The following is an 18,993-nucleotide window of genomic DNA, read 5'->3' on the forward strand; positions in this document are numbered from 1 at the left end:
TTCTGGCCCGTTAAGTCGCGATTACTCGTCTGTGCACATGCACTCAGTCTCGTGACCTGCCGGTTGTCAGCTCCTTCGGCGGTTCACGCGCCGATGCTCGGCATTCCCATCAGCACGGGTACCTTGCGTGCCCCGGACTCGTCGAACGCGATGGTGGGGTCGGCCTCGTCCGGGGCGTTGACGAAGGAGACGAATCGACCGAGTTTCTCGTCGTCTTCGAGCACACCCGCCCACTCGTCCTTGTACCCGGCGACGTGGCGTTCCATGTCGGCCTCCAGCTCCGCACCGATGCCGAGGCTGTCCTCGCACACGACCGCTCTGAGGTGGTCGAGGCCTCCGTCGAGCGACTCGAGCCACGGCGCAGTGCGCTGCAACCGATCGGCCGTACGCACGTAGAACATGAGGTAGCGGTCGATGTAGCTGACCAGGGTGGCATCGTCGAGGTTCGAGGCCAGCAGCTGAGCGTGCTTGGGTGACTGACCGCCGTTCCCGGCCACGTACAGATTCCAGCCGCCCTCCGTCGCGATGATCCCGACGTCCTTGCCCCGAGCTTCGGCGCATTCGCGCGCGCAGCCCGAGACACCGAACTTGATCTTGTGCGGCGATCGCAGACCCCGGTAGCGGTTCTCGAGATCGACGGCCATTCCCACCGAGTCCTGGACGCCGTAGCGGCACCAACTGGAGCCGACGCAGCTCTTGACCGTCCGCAGCGACTTTCCGTACGCCTGGCCCGATTCCATACCGGCGTCGACGAGGCGCTTCCAGATCGCCGGTAGCTGCTCGACGCGGGCTCCGAACATGTCGATGCGCTGGCCTCCGGTCACCTTGGTGTACAGCCCGAAATCGCGGGCCACCTCACCGATGACGATGAGCTGCTCGGGCGTGCACTCGCCTCCTGGCATCCGGGGCACCACCGAGTACGTGCCGTTCTTCTGGATGTTGGCCAGGAAGTGGTCGTTGGTGTCCTGCAGTGACGCCTGCTCGCCGTCGAGAATGTGATCCGAGGACGTCGACGCCAGAATCGATGCCACGACGGGCTTGCAGATGTCGCAGCCGGTTCCGGTGCCGTACTTGGTAATCAGCGACGAGAAGGTGCGGGTGTTCGTGGCCCGAACGATCTCGAACAGCTCGGCCCTGGACTGAGCGAAGTGCTCGCACAACGACTTCGAGAGCACCACCCCGGATGCCGCCAGCAACGACTTGATGGACGGCAGGCATCCACCGCAGGTGGTGCCCGCAGTGGTGCAGCTCTTCACGGCCGCCAGATCGCAGGCCCCGTCGGCGATCGCCGAGCAGATCGCCCCCTTGCTCACACCGTTGCACGAGCAGATCTCGGCGTCGTCGGGCAGCGCACCGATACCGACCTGTTCGGCTGCCGGTGAGATCAGGGCACCCGGGTCGCCGGGCAGTTCCCGTCCGACGAGCGGACGGAGCAGCGAGTAGGCGGAGGCATCGCCGACGAGGATGCCCCCGAGGAGAGTCTTCGCGTCGTCGGTCACGACGAGTTTGGCGTACGTGCCCTTGGGTGCATCGCTGAACACCACCTCGAGCGCACCGGGAGTGGCCGCCATGGCGTCGCCGAAACTCGCGACGTCGACGCCCATCAGCTTGAGCTTGGTGGACATGTCGGCACCCGGGAATTGCGCTGCGCCACCGAGCAATCGGTCGGCCACCACCTCCGCCGTCGAATATCCGGGAGCGACCAGGCCGTAGCACCGGCCCTCGACGGCGGCACATTCACCGATCGCGTAGACGGCCGGATCGGATGTACTGCAACCGATGTCGACCATGATGCCGCCGCGCTCACCGACCTCGAGGCCGCTCTCGCGTGCCAGTCGGTCCTGCGGACGAACACCGGCGGAGAAGACCAGCAGCGCGGCGTCGATGCTGCTGCCGTCGCTCAGTTCGACCGTCAGACCGGCGCTGTCGTTCTCGGAGATCGACGACGTGCCCACTCCCACATGTACGTTCAACCCGAGTTCGGTGACGAGGCGAGCCAACAGCGCGCCGCCGCCCTCGTCCACCTGCAACGGCATCAGCCGTGGAGCGAACTCGATGACGTGCGGGGTCATCCCCATCTTCTTCAACGCATTCGCCGCTTCGAGACCGAGGAGGCCACCGCCGACCACCACACCGACGGCTCCGGGGCCCGCGGCGTCGGCGCGAGCACGAATCCTGTCCAGATCGTCGAGGGTGCGGTAGACGAAGCACGCGGGCAGGTCGTGACCGGCGATCGGCGGGACGAACGGGTAGGACCCGGTGGCGAGGACGAGAGCGTCGTAGTCGACGGTGTCCCCGGCCGAGGTCACGACAGTGCGATGGTCACGGTCGATGCGCTCTGCACGTACTCCGGTGCGCATCTCGACGAGTGCGTCACCGGGATAGTCGTTGCCCGCCAGCGCGAGTTCCTTGTGGTCCCACGCACCGACGTAGGACGACAGTCCCACCCTGTCGTACGCCGCCAGTGCCTCCTCGCACAGGACCGTCACCTTCCACTCGGCCGCCTCGTCGCGCGCACGCAGCGCTTCGACGAATCGGTGTCCGACCATCCCGTGACCTACCACTACCGCGTTCTTCATTGCGGGTCCTTCCGATCTTCGTTGCCGTGCAGTGCGTTTCGTTCTTGCCGGTGCCGGAACCTCAGACGGCTACCGGAGCGTTCGCATCGGCGGAGTCGGTCTTGCGGAGGTAGATCGCCCAGGTGACGATCGCGCACACGACGTAGAAGCCGAGGAACACCCAGAACGCCGTCGTGGCGGACTTCGCGGTACCCGAGTACGACGCCCGCAGCACCAGGTTGATTCCGACGCCGCCGAGAGCGCCGATAGCACCGGCGATGCCGATGAGTGCGCCGGACATCTTGCGCGACCAGTGCTGCTGTTCGTCGGCCGTCATACCCTGCAGTGCAACCGATTTGGCTGCGAAAATCGCCGGGATCATCTTGTAGACCGATCCGTTTCCGATACCGGAGAGCAGGAAGAGTGCGATGAATCCGACGACGAAGAGCACCATCACCGTGCCGCTGGCCGCCCCTGGCGTCGAATCGTCCCAGGTACTGGCCGCGACCAGAATTCCGGTGGCGAACGTCATGGCCACGAACGTGTACAGGGTGATCTTGCCGCCACCGATCTTGTCGGCGAGCTTGCCGCCGAACGGACGCGACAGCGATCCCAGCAACGGTCCGATGAAGGCGATCTGAGCGGCCTGCAGCGATGCCTGCGCCTGCAGAGCAGGAGTCGAGGGGCCGCCGTCGGTGAGTCCGGCGAGGAAGTTGATCTGCAGTACCTGGCCGAACGCGAAGCTGAAGCCGATGAACGATCCGAACGTGCCGATGTACAGGAAGGCGATCCACCACGAGTCCGAGAACTTCAACACGTCGATCATGGAGCGGCCGTTGGTCTTCTGGTTGTCGAGGTTGTCCATGAACAACGCGGCACCGACGGCGGCCACCGCGATGAAGACGAGATAGACGGCGCACACGATCTCGGGAGCGGTGTTGCCGATGGTAGCGATGACCAGCAAGCCGATGAGCTGGATGACAGGCACACCGATGTTGCCACCGCCCGCGTTCAGGCCGAGCGCCCATCCCTTCTCGCGTTGAGGATAGAACGCGTTGATGTTCGTCATCGAGGATGCGAAGTTTCCGCCGCCGAGTCCGGCGAACGCCGCGACGATGATGTACGTGGTGTACGACGCCGGGTTGAGCATGAAGTACATCGTCAGCACGGTGGGGATCAGGAGCACCAGAGCACTGAAGATGGTCCAGTTACGCCCGCCGAACTTGGCCGTGGCGAAGGTGTAGGGAATCCGCAGGATCGCGCCCACGAGTGTGGGGACGGCCACCAGGAAGAACTTGCCCGCCGCGTCGATGCCGTAGACCGACATCGGCATGAACAGCACCATCACCGACCAGATCGACCAGATCGAGAATCCGACGTGCTCGGCGATGACCGACCAGATCAGATTGCGCTTGGCGATCTGCTTGCCACCTGCCTCCCAGGCCTCGACGTCCTCGGAATTCCAGTGCGCGATGTGATGGTTCACGGAGACGGGAACTGTTCCGGGTGGAACTGTCGCCGTGGTGGCTGAGCCGGCATCTGCCGAAGCGCTGCGAGAAAGGCTGGTCACGTGTGGCCTCCTGATCGGTGTGTGAACCGAACATAGGAAAGCCATGTTGCAGCGGCGCTGCGTGCGGTGACTCGCTGATTAACTCGGTCTCACGCGCCCACCGGCACCGTCGTGAGATGACGCGTCGACGTCGACGTGCGTCACCAGGTGTCTTCGAGCATCCGCGGTCGGCAGCACAGGAACCCTCCGACCAGCAGAACTGCCACGCATCCGGTGAGCAGTATCAACGGAAGTCCCCATCCACCGGACCGCGTGTGCAACAGCCCGAACAGAATCGGACCGGTCGACGACACCACGTAGCCCAACCCCTGGGTGAATCCCGACAGCGAGGACGAGCCCACCGCAGTGCGCGTCCTGAGGTTGATCAGCGTCAGCGACATCGGGAAGGTCATCGTGCCCAGCCCGACCAGACACACCCACAGGACCGTACCGGCCGTCGGCGACCAGTGCAGACCCGCGAAGCCGCCGAGATAACACGCCGCTGCGACCACCACGATGCCGTACGGGTTGCGCACCCGCGCGCAGAGAGTGGGTGCGGCCAGCGACGTGATCAGGCCCATCGCCCCGAATGCGGCCACCGACGCACCCGCAAGGGCTTCGCCGATACCCGCATCGATCAACAGCGTCGGCAGCCACGTCAGCATCGCATAGGTGATCGTGGACGTCATCGCGAACATCAGGACCATCCCCCACGCCAGCGAGGACCGGTGGATTCGGCCGCTCGGCTCCACGTGCACCGCGTCCGATCCGGCCTCGGCCGTCACATCCTTCTCGTCGTGGCCGCGTCGGGCCACCACGACACCGAGCCACGGCAGTGCTGCGGCCAGGCCGACGACCGCCCAGATTCCGATGGACAGCCGCCACCCGTGGGCGTCGGCGACGGGGACCGCCAGCAGAGGCGGCACCATGGTGCTGACCTGCAGGGCGCAGATGTAGATGGTGCTCACCACGGCGAGCCGGTCGGAGAAGTAGCGTTTGACCAGCGGCGGGATGACGACATTGCCGATGCCCATGCCTGCGAGGGCGATCGCGGACAGCGCCAACAACGACGCGGTGTTCGGCGCGAACGCGCGGGTGGCCATACCGATGGTGGTCAGTGCCATGGCCAGCAGAGCGGCCCGCTCGAGCCCCGTGCGCTTGGCGAGAAACGGCGTTGCCAAACCGAACACTGCGAACATCGCGGGAGGCAACATGCCCACGATGCCGATCACCGTGGCACCGAACTCGAGGTCGGTGCCGATTCTGCCGAACAGCGGGCTGATCGAAGTCACGGCGGCGCGCAGAGTCAATGCGGAGAGAATGATCGCGGAGAAGACCAGAATTCGCCCGCGCAGGAGGGAGGTACCGACGATTCGGCCGGCGGGGACGGTGGGCGCACTCACCGCGCAATCATAGGATGACCGGATCATTGGGTGCAAAGTACTACTATCGACGCTGCAATGTCCCCGGCATGAGGAGCCCACGTGCGGCAGGTCCAGCGATCGAGCCTGATATCCCAGGTGACAGCTGCACTGCGCGAGGAGATCACGTCGCAGCGATGGCCGGTGGGTACCCGGATTCCCACCGAACCCGAACTGTGCGAGATGACCGGTACCGGGCGCAACACCGTGCGCGAAGCAGTGCAGGCACTCGTCCATGCAGGCATGGTCGAACGCAGACAGGGTTCGGGCACCTTCGTCATGACGTGCTCCGACCTCGGCGGGACACTGGGTAAGTACTTCTCGGACGCCCGGCACCGCGACGTCACCGAGCTGCGCGAAACCCTGGAGGTCACTGCGGCGGCACTCGCAGCCGACCGACGCGACGACGCCGACATCCGCGCCATGCTGGGTGCGCTGGCCGATCGCAACGCCGCGTGGTCCGACGACACCCCGCTGGCCGATGCCGTTCGGATCGACGCACGGCTGCACCGCGCCATCGTCGCGGCCAGCCACAACGCCATCTATCTCGAGTTCTACGATTCACTGCTGCCGGTGATCCACGACGCCATGCGCCATCACGCGATCGAGCACGACGACGATTACATCGACGAACACACCGCACTCGTGGCGGCGGTCATCGACGGCGACGCAGCCCGTGCGATGCATGCCGCCAGGTCACTGTTCCACGAACTCTCCGAATCGCCGGCTCGTGCGGTGGAACTATCAGCTCGCGCAGCGGATCTCACAGAATGAGGCGCACCAGATCCGCTGTCCGCGCCAAGCCTGGGAAGGCCTCCGACGTCGATCGCGGGTGAAGCGCGTGGACTGCGAGACGAAACATCAACGCACGCAACAGCATCTGCGGCCATTCCGGGAGATCGTCCCAGCGGCCGACCAGACCGTCGTCGGCGTCACCCCAGGAAAGTGCGTCCACCACGGCCACCCCGGCAGCCCAGGGCGCGGGACGCCAGTACGGGGTGATGTCGCTGATCCCGGGGGCCTCGCTTCCGGAGAACAGAACCGTTCCGAACAGATCGCCGTGCACCAACTGGTCGGGTGATTCGACGGGCTTGCGCAGTGTCGCAAGCTGTTTGACCAATTCCAGACTGCTCTTGCCGTCACTGGACGACGGCTCGGGTGCGCCTGCACCGCGGGCGGAGCGTAGCGGGACCGCCTCCCAGGCAGCCCTGTCGGCAGCCACGAACACGTCCACGTCGGCCCACGGGGCCACGGGAGGCTGAACCAGAAATCGGGGTCGCTCGAGTTGAGCGGTCGCCGCGTGCAACCGCATCGACAACGAGATCACCTCGTCGTGGCGGGGCTCCGGCTCGCCGGCGACGAACGTGTCTGCGCGCCAGCCCGACACGACGTATCGGCCGTCGGTCGAACGCACTGGACGGGCGAGACGAACCCCGTCGACGGTCAACGTCTCGCGTACCTTGGCCGACCACGCGGCTCGGGCATGGTCTGCCACCGGAGACAGGACGACATCACCCAGACGCCATCCACCGTCCCAGTCCGCACCGAGCGGTGCAGGCTCGACATCGCGCAGCCCGAACGTAGAGATCACGTGCTGAGGAGGTTCGACAGAGCTCACGAACGTCACGCTACCGTCGATCGCGGCACCACTGCGGACGACGCGCACACGGACCGCATCAGTACATGGGCAAACCGGGATCGATCTGCTTGGCCCACTCCACTATTCCGCCGTGCAGATGGGCGGCATCGGAGAAACCGGCACCGACGAGGGCCGAGAGCACCTCCGCGGACCTGATGCCGGTTTTGCAGTAGAGCACGATGGGAATGTGCTGCGGAAGCTCCGCCATCACCGCGCCCGACAGGATTCGATCCTTGGGAATCGAACGCGCACCGTCGATGCGGACGATGTCCCACTCCACCGGCTCGCGCACGTCGATGAGGGCGATCTCGCGTCCGGACTGCATCAGTGCGTGCAGCTCCGCCGGGGTGATCGATTCTCCGGTGGATTCGGTGGCCGGGACCACTCCGCAGAATGCCTCGTAATCGATCAGCTCGGTGATCGGCGTTCGATGCGGATCCCGAGTCAGGCCGACGGTTCGGTAGTTCATCGCCAGCGCGTCGTAGATCATCAATCGACCCAGTAACGTCTCGCCGATTCCGGTGATCAGCTTGATGGCCTCGGTCACCATGACCGACCCGATCGACGCACACAGCACCCCCAGCACCCCACCTTCGGCGCACGAGGGCACCATGCCCGACGGCGGAGCCTCGGGGTACAGGTCGCGATAGTTGATGCCTGCGTCACCGGGCGCGGCGTCCCAGAACACCGACACCTGCCCCTCGAACCGGTAGATCGAACCCCACACGTACGGGATGCCGACCAGGGCGGCCGCGTCGTTGACCAGATATCGGGTGGCGAAATTGTCGGTCCCGTCGAGGACGAGGTCGTACTGCCGAAAGAGTTCGAGCGCGTTCGAGGAGTCGAGTCGAACACGGTGCAGCGCCACCTCGACGCCGTCGTTGAGTTCCAGAATCGAGTCCCTGGCGCTGTCGGCCTTCGGACGACCCACGTCGGATCGGCCGTGGATGATCTGCCGTTGCAGGTTCGACAGTTCGACATCGTCGAATTCCACGATGCCCAGGGTGCCGACACCGGCGGCTGCCAGGTAGAGCAGCGCGGGTGAACCGAGCCCCCCGGCACCGACGACGAGCACGCGTGCGTTGCGCAGTCGCTTCTGACCGTCCGTTCCTACATTGGGGATGATCAGGTGCCTGCTGTATCGGGCGACTTCCTCGGGAGTCAGTTCGCCCGCGGGTTCGACCAGAGGGGGGAGATGGACCACGACGCAGCGACGCTCCTCGACTCGACACGACGACCGAGTACCCGGCACGCCACGTTCGAATCTAATCCCCCGGCCCGTCCCGAACCCAGCCGATCAACCTCGGGGGTAGGGCCACGGGTTGAAACGGCACGTCTTGCCGTCCATCGGAACGACTCCCGCGGGGTCCAGTCGCGCGATGTCGTCGTTGGACGTCCCGAAAGTCTGCTGCATCATCACCGGAGCCAGCCCGCCGTCGGTCTCGCACGGTTGGTGCTGTTGGTAGCCGATCGCGTGGCCGACCTCGTGATTGATCTGGTACTGGCGGTACGAGCCGATGTCGCCCTGGAACGAGATCGCCCCACGCACCCACCTCGGCTCGTTCAGCACCACTCGCTCGATGCCGGGGTTGTAACAGGAGACCTCGAGCTGGATGTCGTAGCCACAGGCCTGGCGGATCGACAATTGCGACGTCAGCGAGATCCTGAAGTCGGGATCGCCCTGATCGATTCGACGGAATCCGAACCGTGGATCGTTCGTCCAACTCTTGGGGTTGGCGAGGGTCTGATCCACCAATCGGCCGAACGACTCGTCGCCGCCGAACCCGACCGTGTCCACGCCGTCCTCCACCTCGACCGTGTAGGTGAACACCCGCTCGGTCCCCTGACCCACCTGCTCGGTGGTGCCCGGCACGGTGTGCCACGTTCCGGCTCCCTGCACCGCGAACGGACCACCGTCGGGTAGTTCACCCGAGGAGATCGATTCCGCGAAGTTGCCGTCGGCCTGCGGCGGCACGCCGATGACTCCGGTGCCCGAGGTCGTGTCCGCACTCAGGGTGCCGAATCCGGGATCGACATTGGTGGACTGCGCGGCGGTGCCGGTGACGGGGTCACCGGTACGCACGGCATCGAACACGACGAGCGCGGTCACCACGATCAGAATCGGAACCGCGTACGCCCGCCAGCCGTACGTGGACGCGAACTTTCCGAGCTTGCTCTGTTTCCTGATGTCGCGATCCGGTCTGGGACTGCGTTGCTTGACCTCGCGTTGCGTCGGGTCCCACTGCGCGCGGAGCGGTTGATGCGACCCACGACTTCCCACGGTGCGTGGGAAGTCGTCCGACCGATCGTCGTAGCTCTCGTCGACGCCGCCCGACTGCACACCACCGCGGATACGCGGCCCGCCTCGGTCAGTCACTCGATCACGATCTCACAATCCTCACCGCCCGCTGCTCGGCACGCCGATACCGGGAACGGAACTATCGGGTTTTCGGTACGAAAACATCGTACGAACAAACCGCTCGACATGATCCGGTATTGCCCACTTTTCGCAACGGTCCCCCAGGATCCCGTGAGTGCGGGCAGCCACGAGTATCGTTGCCCGTGATCTGCGCTACGAACGGTCCGAACCGACGGCCACCCGCCGGAAGTTCATGCCGGACCGTTCGTTGTCGAACCAAGACGAGCGCAGCTGTCGACGCGGATGGGAACATAATTGATGACAGATCTCGACGACCGGCGGTCTTCCGACCGGCCGGCCACCACCGGCAATCGCCGCGGCGCACGGTTGCCGCGCGATGCCCGTCGGGCGCAACTGCTCGCTGCTGCGAGCGAAATATTCGTGACCCGCGGATATCACGCATCCGGAATGGACGAGATCGCCGAATGCGCCGGTGTCAGCAAGCCGGTCCTGTACCAGCACTTCCCGGGAAAACTCGAGCTGTATCTGGCGGTGCTGCAGAGCTACGTGGACACCCTGATCGCGGGAGTCCGTCAGGCCCTGCGCTCGACCACGGACAACAGGCAGCGCGTTCGCGCCGCAGTGCTGGCGTTCTACGACTTCGTCGACACCGACACACAGGGCTTCCGCTTGGTCTTCGAGTCCGATCTGATGGGCGACCCGCAGGTCAATGCGCGCGTCGAGCAGGCGACGGAAGCCTGCGTCGACGCCGTCTTCGACCTGGTTGCTCACGACTCCGGACTCGATCCGTACCGGGCCCGCGTACTGGCTGTCGGCCTGGTCGGTGCCAGTCAGTTCACCGCTCGGTACTGGCTCGAAGCCGACCGGCCGATCTCCAAGGAAGACGCCGTCGACACCACGGTGTCGCTGGCCTGGGGCGGTCTGTCACACGTTCCCCTGCAGGCACCGTAGGGAACGGACCCACGAACGCAACACGCCCCTCACTCGATCCGAGTGAGGGGCGTGTTTTTCGTTCCGCGCGGTCTCAGGCGGTCGCGAATCCGACCTTGCGAGCATCGGACGGACCGATCTCGACGTACGACACCTTGGAAGCCTGAATCAAGAACTTGCGTCCCTTCTCGTCCTCCAACGACAACACTCCGTCCTTACCGGCGAAGGCGGTCGATACGAGCGCTTCGACCTCGGCTGGGGACTGCGTGCTGTTCACGACGAGCTCACGGGAACTCTCCGAAACACCGATCTTGACCTCCACGGTCAACCTCCGAACTCTCGACAACTCTGCTCACGCCAGGCTAGTGCAGAGGTGTCGCCCCGGATGCCCGACGCCCTGTGCTGTCAGCGAACAGCGCCCAGTGCGGTCAGTCCAGGCCGAGTGAGGACATCCGTTCCGCATGCTGTTCCTGCATGCGATCGAACAGTGCGACGACACCGTTGAGGTCTCCCGACGCGGTGATGACGAGATCGGTCAGCGACTCGCGGCGAGCGAGCACGAACTGCGCCTGGGTGATGGCCTCACCGAGGAGACGACGACCCCACAGCATCAGTCGTGCTTTGTCCTGCGAGCTGGCGCGAACCCGGTCGGAGACCTCGTGCACCACGAACTCCGAGTGTCCGGTCTCGGCGAGCACGTCTCGAACGATCTCGGCCACGGCCGGGTCGAGACTGTGCGCGATCTGCCGGTAGAAATCGGCCGCGATGCCGTCACCCACGTAGGCCTTGACCAACGACTCCAACCACGTCGACGGCGTCGTCGACTCGTGGTACTCGTCCAGAGCGCGAACGAACGGATCCATCGAGGCGTAGACATCGAGACCGCGATCCGACAGGGCTTTCTGCAACGTCTCGAAGTGGCTCATCTCCGCAGCCGCCATGCTCGCCAGCGCGACGCGACCCTCCATGGTCGGAGCCATTCGAGCGTCCTCCGCCAGGCGATAGAACGCAGAGATCTCGCCGTAGGCGAGCACCGCGAACAGATCCGGAATGCCGGGGTGATCGTGCGCGATCGCCGGGTCGACCCGGTCCGTTTCCGGCGACTCGACGACGGTGGTGGGTGAAACTGCGGACGACGGCTCCGACGAATGGGCTCCCATGCGGCAATCGTAGTCCGGTGTCGGACCCGTCGTCTCGGCGCGCGCCGGACCTGCCGCGACCTGCCGACAATGGAGAAATCCGTTCGGCAAGCTACCATGGTGCTCGATCGTCGCTCGCGGACCGATGAAACGGACCGAAGAAGCACGCGACGGTCATCGATAATGTGTGCGCACCTGATCCGGGTCGCCTCGACAGCTTCGCCGCAGCGGACATCGCAGTCCGCGGCCGCGCTGAGGCTGACGGCGACATCACATCGGATCGAGGGCATCGACTTCGGCCGGCAATAGGCCTATGCCCTTCCTCGTGCGCACGTTCGAACACGAGGAAGGCCAGTCCCCTGAGCAAGACAGTCATCGACCAAGAGTCCGACACCGGCGACACCACGGTGTCGGCGCACGTGGACGACACGCACGTACCTCCCACTTTCGCCGAGCTGAACGTGGACCCCACCATCGTTCGCGCGCTGTCCGAGATGGGAATCGAGCGCACGTTCGCCATTCAGGAGTTGACGCTGCCGCTCGCCATCGCGGGCGACGACCTCATCGGTCAGGCACGCACCGGAATGGGCAAGACATTCGGCTTCGGTGTGCCCCTGCTGCACCGACTCGCCACCGACAACTCCGGCACCTCCCCACTGGACGGCACCCCCCGCGCCCTGGTGATCGTGCCGACGCGTGAACTGTGCGTGCAGGTCAGCTCCGACCTCGAGAACGCGTCGAAGTACCTCAGCGGCGCGAACGGCCCCGTCAAGGTGCTCTCCATCTACGGTGGCCGTCCGTACGAGGCGCAGATCAGCGCATTGCAGAACGGCGTCGACGTCGTCGTCGGCACCCCGGGCCGACTGCTCGACCTCGCCAAGCAGAACCACCTGATCCTCGGCAAGGTCGGGGTCCTGGTTCTCGACGAGGCCGACGAGATGCTCGACCTCGGATTCCTCCCCGACATCGAGCGCATCCTCGGCATGGTCCCCGACAAGCGTCAGACGATGCTGTTCTCCGCCACGATGCCCGGCCCCATCATCACTCTGGCCCGCACCTTCCTGACGCAGCCGACGCACATCCGCGCCGAAGAGGCGGAGTCCTCGGCCGTGCACGATCGCACCGCCCAGCACGTCTACCGGGCCCACGCCCTCGACAAGGTCGAGATGGTCGCCAAGGTCCTCAAGGCCGAAGGTCGCGGCGCGACGATGGTGTTCACCCGCACCAAGCGCACCGCGCAGAAGGTCTCCGACGAGCTGGCCGAGCGCGGCTACTCGGTCGGCGCGGTCCACGGAGACCTCGGCCAGGTCCAGCGCGAGAAGGCTCTCAAGGCTTTCCGCACCGGCAAGATCGACGTACTGATCGCCACCGACGTCGCGGCCCGAGGAATCGACATCGACGACGTCACCCACGTCATCAACTACCAGTGCCCCGAGGACGAGAAGACCTACGTCCACCGCATCGGCCGCACCGGCCGTGCAGGGCGCACCGGTATCGCCGTCACCCTCGTCGACTGGGACGACATCCCGCGCTGGCAGTTGATCGACAAGGCTCTGGGTCTGGGTATGCCGGATCCGGTCGAGACGTATTCGAGCTCGCCGCACCTGTTCTCCGACCTCGACATCCCCACCGATGCCACCGGCACCGTGCGCAAGGCACCGTCGCGTGCCCCGGAGAAGACGGACGACGACGGCGAGACGAATGCCGCAGCGCCTGCGGCCGACGCGTCGTCGACGACGAAGCCGCGCCGCTCGCGCAGTCGCAGGCGCACCCGCGCAGGGCAGGACGGCGACAACGCCGCAGGCTCTGCCACCACCACGAACGAATCCACTTCCGCCTCGGATTCGGTTGCCGGACAGTCGGATACAACCGACACAGCGACCACCGACACGGCCACCAAGACTGCGCCGCGCCGCCGTAGGCGTCGTCGCCCCAGTGGATCGTCCGCCGATGCCGGACCGTCGACTGCGAGCGCATCGGAGTAACCTCCCGCCGTGCTGGCTCCAGAACGTCGGACGAGAACCGACCTCGTCGTCGCCGCCGTCATCGCAGTGGTGGTGGTCGTTGCCGCGAGCATCGCCTGGTTCACCGGTGATGCTCGCGGAACCACATCGATCCCGGCCGAGGAGCCACTGCCTCGAGCCGAACCCGCCGCCGCGGTGCCCACGACGCTCACCGAACTGTGGCGCGCACCGAGCGCAGCGACGGATTCGACGCGAACCCCGTTTCCTGTCGTCACCGGATCCACGGTGGTCACCGCCGACGGGGGTGCCGTCCTCGGCCGCGATCCACGGTCGGGCGAGCAATCCTGGTCGTACACACGCGATCTCCCGCTCTGCTCGGTGGTCGCGTCGTGGAACACCGCGGTCGCGGTCTACCGCGACGGCCGCGGCTGCTCTCAGGTCACCGAACTCGACGGGGCCACCGGAGACCGCAAGGCGCAGCGCACGTCCGACGCCGACGATGCGGTCCGCCTGTCCTCCGACGGCACCTACGTGACATCGAGGGGCGACACCCGCATGGAGCTGTGGCGGTCGGACCTGGTGCGCACCCTCGAATACGGCCGAGTGGACGCCCCGGTCAATCCGGGAAGTCAGCCGAGAACCGGCTGCACATTGCTGTCCTCGGCGTCGACGAACTCACGAACGGCCGTGCTCGAACAGTGCCCGGGAGAGCCCGCCGCGCGATTGTCGCTCATCAATCCTGCCCCCAAGGACGCCAGTGAACCCGAGGAGTACGGGTCAGCGGTGGTACCGGAACTCGTTCCCGAATCCGACACACCGACTGCCGGGCGGATCATCGCGATCACGGGCAGCGTTGTCGCGCTGTGGATCCCAGCGAACAACGGTGCGCCCGATCGGGTGGGACTGTACGACGACGCGGCCGCGAGAACCTCCGAATTCGCTCTCCCCGGAGGCTCCTCCCCTACCCCGAACTTCCCTGCAACGAAAGCAGGTTCGGTGCTCACCTGGTTCACCGGCGCGGGAGTCCAGGCGTTCGATCCCGACAACCTCGGCCCTCTGTGGACCGTCCCCGGAGCCCTCGGGAACGGCGCGGTCATGGCCGGACGACTCCTCGTACCCGTAGCCGACGGCATCTCGGTGGTCGATCTCGTCACCGGTGTTTCGACGGCCGACATTCCGGTCGACCGAGGCGATTACGACGGCCCGATACAGATCTCGGTGATCGGCGACGTGGTCGTCGAGCAACGCGGTTCCGACGTGGTCGCTCTGGGCTGACTCGATCTCAGGGGCTTCGTGCTACTCCGCCGGATCGTAGGTCTTCAGATCGGCTTCGCCGTCCCAGTGCGCCAGCAGATTCTCGGCAAGTTCTCGATAGGCCTGCGCGCCCTTGTTCTTTCGGCCCGAGAGCACCGTCGCGCCGGATGCACTGGCCTCCGCGAAGCGCACGGTCCGCGGAATCGGCGGCGCGAGCACCGGTAACGAATAGCGATCCGAGACATCGCCGAGCACGTCCCTGCTGTGCGTGGTGCGAGCATCGAACAGTGTGGGAAGGGCACCCAGAAGCGTCAGATCGGGGTTGGTGATCTGCTGCACCTCGGACACCGTTCGCAACAACTGACCGACTCCTCGATGCGCGAGGGTCTCGCACTGCAGGGGCACCAACACCGACTGCGCGGCGGTGAGGCCGTTGAGGGTCAGTACCCCGAGCGACGGCGGACAATCGATGACGACGACATCGAAATCCTCGAGGATCGGTGCGAGGGCCCGCTTGAGGGCGAATTCGCGACCCGCACGCATCAGCAGCAACGCTTCCGCGCCGGCGAGATCGATCGTCGCAGGCAGCAGCACGATTCCTTCCGCGGTCTCGATCAGGACGTCCTCGACCTTCGCATCCCCGGTCAGCACTTCGTGGACCGAGGAATCGAGCTTGTCCGGGTTGTGCCCGAGCGAGAACGTCAGGCAGCCCTGCGGGTCGAGGTCGACCACCAGGACGCGTCGATCGAGAGCATGCAGCGCAGCCGCGAGCGAAGCCACCGTGGTGGTCTTGGCGACGCCGCCCTTCTGATTCGCTACCGCGAGAATTGTCGTCACGGCCCTGATCCTTGCTTACATCGAGCCGATGAGCGAGGGTTCGGCATCTCTCGGGCGCGTCAGTGCATCGCGATCGGTGCCGCGGACCGCTCGGTCACGCGCTTCGTTCGGGGCAGGAAGAAGGCGGGGACGAACGTGGCGACGATCAGAATCAGCGCGACCATGAAGGTGGTTCCGAACGCCCTGGCCGAGATGTCGAAGGCCTCGACCTGGCTGGTCGCCGTCGATGCGGGCTTCTGCTGAGCGGTCAACACCACCGACATCAGCGCAGTGCCTATGGAACCGGCCGCTTGCTGAACGATGTTCATCAACGTCGAGCCGCGGGCAACCGTGTCGTCGGTCAGTGTCTGCAGCGCGGCCGTCATGATGGGCATCATCGTCGAACCGAGGCCGAGACCCATGACGAACAGTGCGCCGATGAGCAGGGTGTAGGACGTGTCGGTGCCGACCTGGGTGAACACCGCCATCCCTGCGGTGATGAGCACCATTCCCGCCAGCACGATCCTGCCGGGACCGAACTTGTCGGCGATCACTCCGGCGATCGGCATCGCGATCATCGCGCCGATGCCCTGCGGTGCGAGCAGCAGCCCGGCAGTCAACGTCGTTTCGCCGCGAAGCAGGAAATAGCTCGGGAACAGCAGTCCCGCGCCCATGAAGGCGACCATGAACAGCGTGGTGGTGATCACGGCCACGGTGAGCGATCGGTTCGCGAACAGCCGTAGATCGATCAGCGGATGCTGCACACGCAGGGCATGAAAAACGAACAGGACGATCAGCACGAGCCCGACGATGACCGGGACCAGTACCTTCACCGCGAGAACGGTTTCGGTTTCGACGACCGAGGACGCGCCGTAGAGGAACAGGGCGAGGCCGGGCGAGAGCATCAGCATGCCGCGGAAGTCGAAGGATTCGGACGGAGTCGGGTTGTCCCTGGGAAAGATCACCACGGCCGCGATCAGGGCGAGTATGCCGATCGGCAGGTTGATGAGGAAGATCCAGTGCCAGCTCGCCGCCTCGATCAGCCAGCCGCCGAGGATGGGCCCTGCGATGGGACCGATGAGCATCGGAACACCCAACACGGCCATCACCCGCCCGATTCGCTCGGGACCGGCGGCGCGCGTCATGATCGTCATGCCCAGCGGCATCAGCATGCCGCCGCCGAGACCCTGCAACACCCGGAAGGCGATGAGCGAGGTGATGTCCCAGGCGAAGCTGCACAGCACCGAACCGAGGACGAACAGCACCAGCGCGGTGATGTAGAGGCGCTTGGTCCCGAACCGATCGGCAGCCCAACCGGTCAGAGGTATGACGGTCGCCAGAGCGAGCGTGTAGCCCGTCATCGTCCACGCGGCGTTGGCGTAGGTGGTGTCGAACACGTCGGTGAACGTCCGGAGTGCGACGCTGACGACGGTGACATCGAGAATCGACATGATCGCCCCGAGCACGACGACACCGGCGATCTTCAGCAACGCGCCGTCGAGCTTCTCCGGAGCATCGGACGACGCGGGCTTCTGCAGGTCGGTCATGGTTCTCCAGGAGATGAGAAGGAAGTGTGAGGCACGACGGGAAGAGCTGTGTTGCCCGAGGCAGCGAAGATTCGCCCCGAGAGTAACCGGCCGGTAGGTCCGTACTCAATCGACAAATCGGACACATCCGCAGGCCACCTATGACAAGGGCCACATCCCGAGAGCGGGCATGATCGTTCCATGACAACACACGGCGGCGTCGAGGCCGGCAGAGTCGTTCTACTTCGGCACGGTGAGACCGAATGGGCGCTTGCCGGCAAGCACACCGGGAACACCGACGTCCCTCTCACGAGTACCGGCGAGCGACAGGCCGTCGAGGCCGGATCGCTCCTCCGACTCCTGAAGCTGCGCGATCCCCTGGTGATCACGAGTCCGCGAGAGCGCGCCCGTCGAACTGCCGAGCTCGCAGGCCTGGAGGTCGACCGGACGTGGGATGCGTTGTCGGAGTGGGACTACGGCGACTACGAGGGCATCACCTCGACGCAGATCCACGAGACGGTGCCGCACTGGACCGTCTGGACGCATCCGTGCCCGGGTGGTGAGTCCATCGGAGACATCGCTGTGCGCGTCGAACTGGTGCTTTCGGTGGTGCTGCCACTGTTGAGCGGCCGCGACGTCGTGTTGGTCGGCCACGGCCACTTCTCGCGCGCGCTGATCGCCGGCTGGACAGAGGCCGCCATGACCGAGGGCAAACGCTTCGCACTCTCACCCGCCGCGTATTCGTTGCTCGGTTTCGAGCATTCGTTTCGCCAGCTCGTTGCGCACAATGTGCACCCGTCGATTCTCACCGCTGTCACGGCACCGAAAGGAAACCCAGGATGATTCGCCGCGCCACCGAGGCCGATGTTCCCGCCGTCACTGCTCTCGTGCACGAACTGGCCGCGTACGAGAAGTCGTCCTCGCTGTGCACCGTTCGAGACGAGCAGCTTCGTTCTGCGCTGTTCGGGGCGCAGCCGTCGGTGTTCGCACACGTCGCCGAGCACGAGGGGATGGTGGTGGGGTGCGCGCTGTGGTTCTTGAACTTCTCCACGTGGGACGGCGTCAACGGAATCTATCTGGAGGATCTCTACGTGCAGCCCGCCGCGCGCGGAGAAGGCCTGGGAACGGCACTGCTCGCGGCGTTGGCTGCCGAATGCGTCGATCGGCAGTACACGCGTCTGTCCTGGTCGGTTCTGGATTGGAACACCCCGTCGATCGGGTTCTACCGATCACTCGGAGCAGAGCCGCAGGACGAGTGGACCACGTTCCGCCTGACCGAGACGGCATTGGCAGAGCTGGCCACCCGGGCGCGTTGAACGACCACCTCGGCGGAATCAGTCGTCGACGTCGCTGTATTCGGCGGCCATCCACCGAGAGGACGGCGGGCTGAACAGCAACACGAGCACGCCGACGACAACTACTCCGAGGGCGATGCCGTAGACGGTTTGATGCGATCCGGTCAACAGTGACCACACGACGGGTAGCAGCAGCAGCTGTACGACGGTGGCGATGGACCTTCCCCAGCGTTTTCCGAGCACCAGGGCGATGCCCGCCGCCCCGACTCCGATACCGAGGACACCGAACCATCCCGCGGTGCCGTAGCCGTTGGCCACGGCGTTGTCCCCTTCTCCGGAGAACGCTCGGACGAGAAGAACGAAGGCGGCCACCAGCGACGCCACGCCTTGCGCTGCGACGAGCGCCCCGGCGGATCGGAACGTGGCCGGCGGGGTGAGGTTCTCGGGTGAGGTGGACACGCGACCAGCCTAGGCAACCGGGAGTGGAGCCTGCGGAACGACCCGAGGTGACGGGAGTGGAGC

At 65.5% G+C, this 18,993-nt stretch carries 17 protein-coding genes; 6 read left to right on the forward strand and 11 right to left on the reverse strand.

Going from position 1 to position 18,993, the window contains the following annotated elements; translation table 11 throughout:
* Positions 1–83: 83 nt before the first annotated feature.
* The 3 genes from nirB to CH249_RS24670 form a co-directional block, all read right to left on the reverse strand.
* A complete protein-coding gene (gene nirB / locus CH249_RS24660) occupies positions 84–2,579 on the reverse strand; it encodes a nitrite reductase large subunit NirB (RefSeq protein WP_094656964.1) in 2,496 nt (831 codons plus the stop codon).
* 61 nt (positions 2,580–2,640) lie between these two features.
* Positions 2,641–4,044: a NarK/NasA family nitrate transporter gene (locus CH249_RS24665; protein WP_052050432.1), complete on the reverse strand. Its 1,404-nt coding sequence runs from the start codon at positions 4,042–4,044 to the stop codon at positions 2,641–2,643.
* Between the two features lie 224 nt (positions 4,045–4,268).
* Entirely contained in the window at positions 4,269–5,510 is a 1,242-nt protein-coding gene (locus CH249_RS24670; protein ID WP_045199967.1) for an MFS transporter, read from the reverse strand.
* An 81-nt stretch (positions 5,511–5,591) separates the two neighbouring features.
* Between CH249_RS24670 and CH249_RS24675 the strand changes: the two genes are divergently transcribed.
* Complete coding sequence (locus CH249_RS24675) at positions 5,592–6,302, forward strand: FadR/GntR family transcriptional regulator (protein ID WP_094682898.1); 711 nt, start codon at positions 5,592–5,594, stop codon at positions 6,300–6,302.
* Here the strand turns inward: CH249_RS24675 and CH249_RS24680 are convergent.
* The 3 genes from CH249_RS24680 to CH249_RS24690 all read right to left on the reverse strand — a co-directional run bounded on the left by CH249_RS24680 (position 6,292) and on the right by CH249_RS24690 (position 9,544).
* Complete coding sequence (locus CH249_RS24680; protein ID WP_032398302.1) at positions 6,292–7,146, reverse strand: TIGR02569 family protein; 855 nt, start codon at positions 7,144–7,146, stop codon at positions 6,292–6,294. The two genes, CH249_RS24675 and CH249_RS24680, sit on opposite strands and share 11 nt — an antisense overlap.
* A gap of 58 nt (positions 7,147–7,204) precedes the next feature.
* Complete coding sequence (gene moeZ, locus CH249_RS24685; protein WP_094682899.1) at positions 7,205–8,371, reverse strand: adenylyltransferase/sulfurtransferase MoeZ; 1,167 nt, start codon at positions 8,369–8,371, stop codon at positions 7,205–7,207.
* A 93-nt stretch (positions 8,372–8,464) separates the two neighbouring features.
* The gene (locus CH249_RS24690; protein ID WP_176459170.1) at positions 8,465–9,544 is read right to left on the reverse strand and encodes a DUF3152 domain-containing protein; all 1,080 of its coding nucleotides are present in this window, start codon (positions 9,542–9,544) and stop codon (positions 8,465–8,467) included.
* Positions 9,545–9,844: 300 nt separating this feature from the next.
* Here CH249_RS24690 and CH249_RS24695 point away from each other — a divergent pair, with 300 nt between their 5' ends.
* Positions 9,845–10,498 (forward strand): TetR/AcrR family transcriptional regulator, encoded by a 654-nt coding sequence (locus CH249_RS24695; protein WP_032397680.1) that lies wholly within the window; start codon positions 9,845–9,847, stop codon positions 10,496–10,498.
* 73 nt (positions 10,499–10,571) lie between these two features.
* On the opposite strand, the gene CH249_RS24700 is transcribed toward CH249_RS24695, so the two are convergent.
* Together CH249_RS24700 and CH249_RS24705 are read right to left on the reverse strand one after the other, a co-directional pair.
* Positions 10,572–10,799, reverse strand: coding sequence for a DUF3107 domain-containing protein (locus CH249_RS24700; protein WP_032397679.1), 228 nt, complete (start codon positions 10,797–10,799; stop codon positions 10,572–10,574).
* A gap of 106 nt (positions 10,800–10,905) precedes the next feature.
* A complete protein-coding gene (locus tag CH249_RS24705; protein WP_032397678.1) occupies positions 10,906–11,637 on the reverse strand; it encodes a ferritin-like fold-containing protein in 732 nt (243 codons plus the stop codon).
* A gap of 284 nt (positions 11,638–11,921) precedes the next feature.
* Between CH249_RS24705 and CH249_RS24710 the strand changes: the two genes are divergently transcribed.
* Complete coding sequence (locus CH249_RS24710) at positions 11,922–13,601, forward strand: DEAD/DEAH box helicase (protein WP_094657227.1); 1,680 nt, start codon at positions 11,922–11,924, stop codon at positions 13,599–13,601.
* 9 nt (positions 13,602–13,610) lie between these two features.
* On the forward strand, positions 13,611–14,855 hold the full coding sequence (locus CH249_RS24715; protein ID WP_094682900.1) for a hypothetical protein: 1,245 nt from the start codon (positions 13,611–13,613) through the stop codon (positions 14,853–14,855).
* 21 nt (positions 14,856–14,876) lie between these two features.
* Here the strand turns inward: CH249_RS24715 and CH249_RS24720 are convergent, their stop codons facing one another.
* Together CH249_RS24720 and CH249_RS24725 are read right to left on the reverse strand one after the other, a co-directional pair.
* Positions 14,877–15,671, reverse strand: coding sequence for a ParA family protein (locus tag CH249_RS24720; RefSeq protein ID WP_045195745.1), 795 nt, complete (start codon positions 15,669–15,671; stop codon positions 14,877–14,879).
* 59 nt (positions 15,672–15,730) lie between these two features.
* Positions 15,731–17,197, reverse strand: a complete 1,467-nt coding sequence (locus CH249_RS24725) for a DHA2 family efflux MFS transporter permease subunit (protein ID WP_094682901.1) — start codon at positions 17,195–17,197, stop codon at positions 15,731–15,733.
* Positions 17,198–17,377: 180 nt separating this feature from the next.
* Between CH249_RS24725 and CH249_RS24730 the strand changes: the two genes are divergently transcribed.
* Both CH249_RS24730 and CH249_RS24735 read left to right on the forward strand, forming a co-directional pair.
* Positions 17,378–18,019: an acid phosphatase gene (locus CH249_RS24730; RefSeq protein ID WP_094648146.1), complete on the forward strand. Its 642-nt coding sequence runs from the start codon at positions 17,378–17,380 to the stop codon at positions 18,017–18,019.
* Positions 18,016–18,492 (forward strand): GNAT family N-acetyltransferase, encoded by a 477-nt coding sequence (locus CH249_RS24735; protein ID WP_094682902.1) that lies wholly within the window; start codon positions 18,016–18,018, stop codon positions 18,490–18,492. The genes CH249_RS24730 and CH249_RS24735 overlap by 4 nt, the downstream gene beginning before the upstream one ends.
* Before the next feature lie 18 nt (positions 18,493–18,510).
* On the opposite strand, the gene CH249_RS24740 is transcribed toward CH249_RS24735, so the two are convergent.
* Positions 18,511–18,930 (reverse strand): hypothetical protein, encoded by a 420-nt coding sequence (locus tag CH249_RS24740; RefSeq protein ID WP_094656961.1) that lies wholly within the window; start codon positions 18,928–18,930, stop codon positions 18,511–18,513.
* Positions 18,931–18,993: the final 63 nt, after the last annotated feature.

This window comes from Rhodococcus sp. 05-2255-3B1, from assembly GCF_002258545.1.
Classification (GTDB): Bacteria; Actinomycetota; Actinomycetes; order Mycobacteriales; family Mycobacteriaceae; genus Rhodococcoides.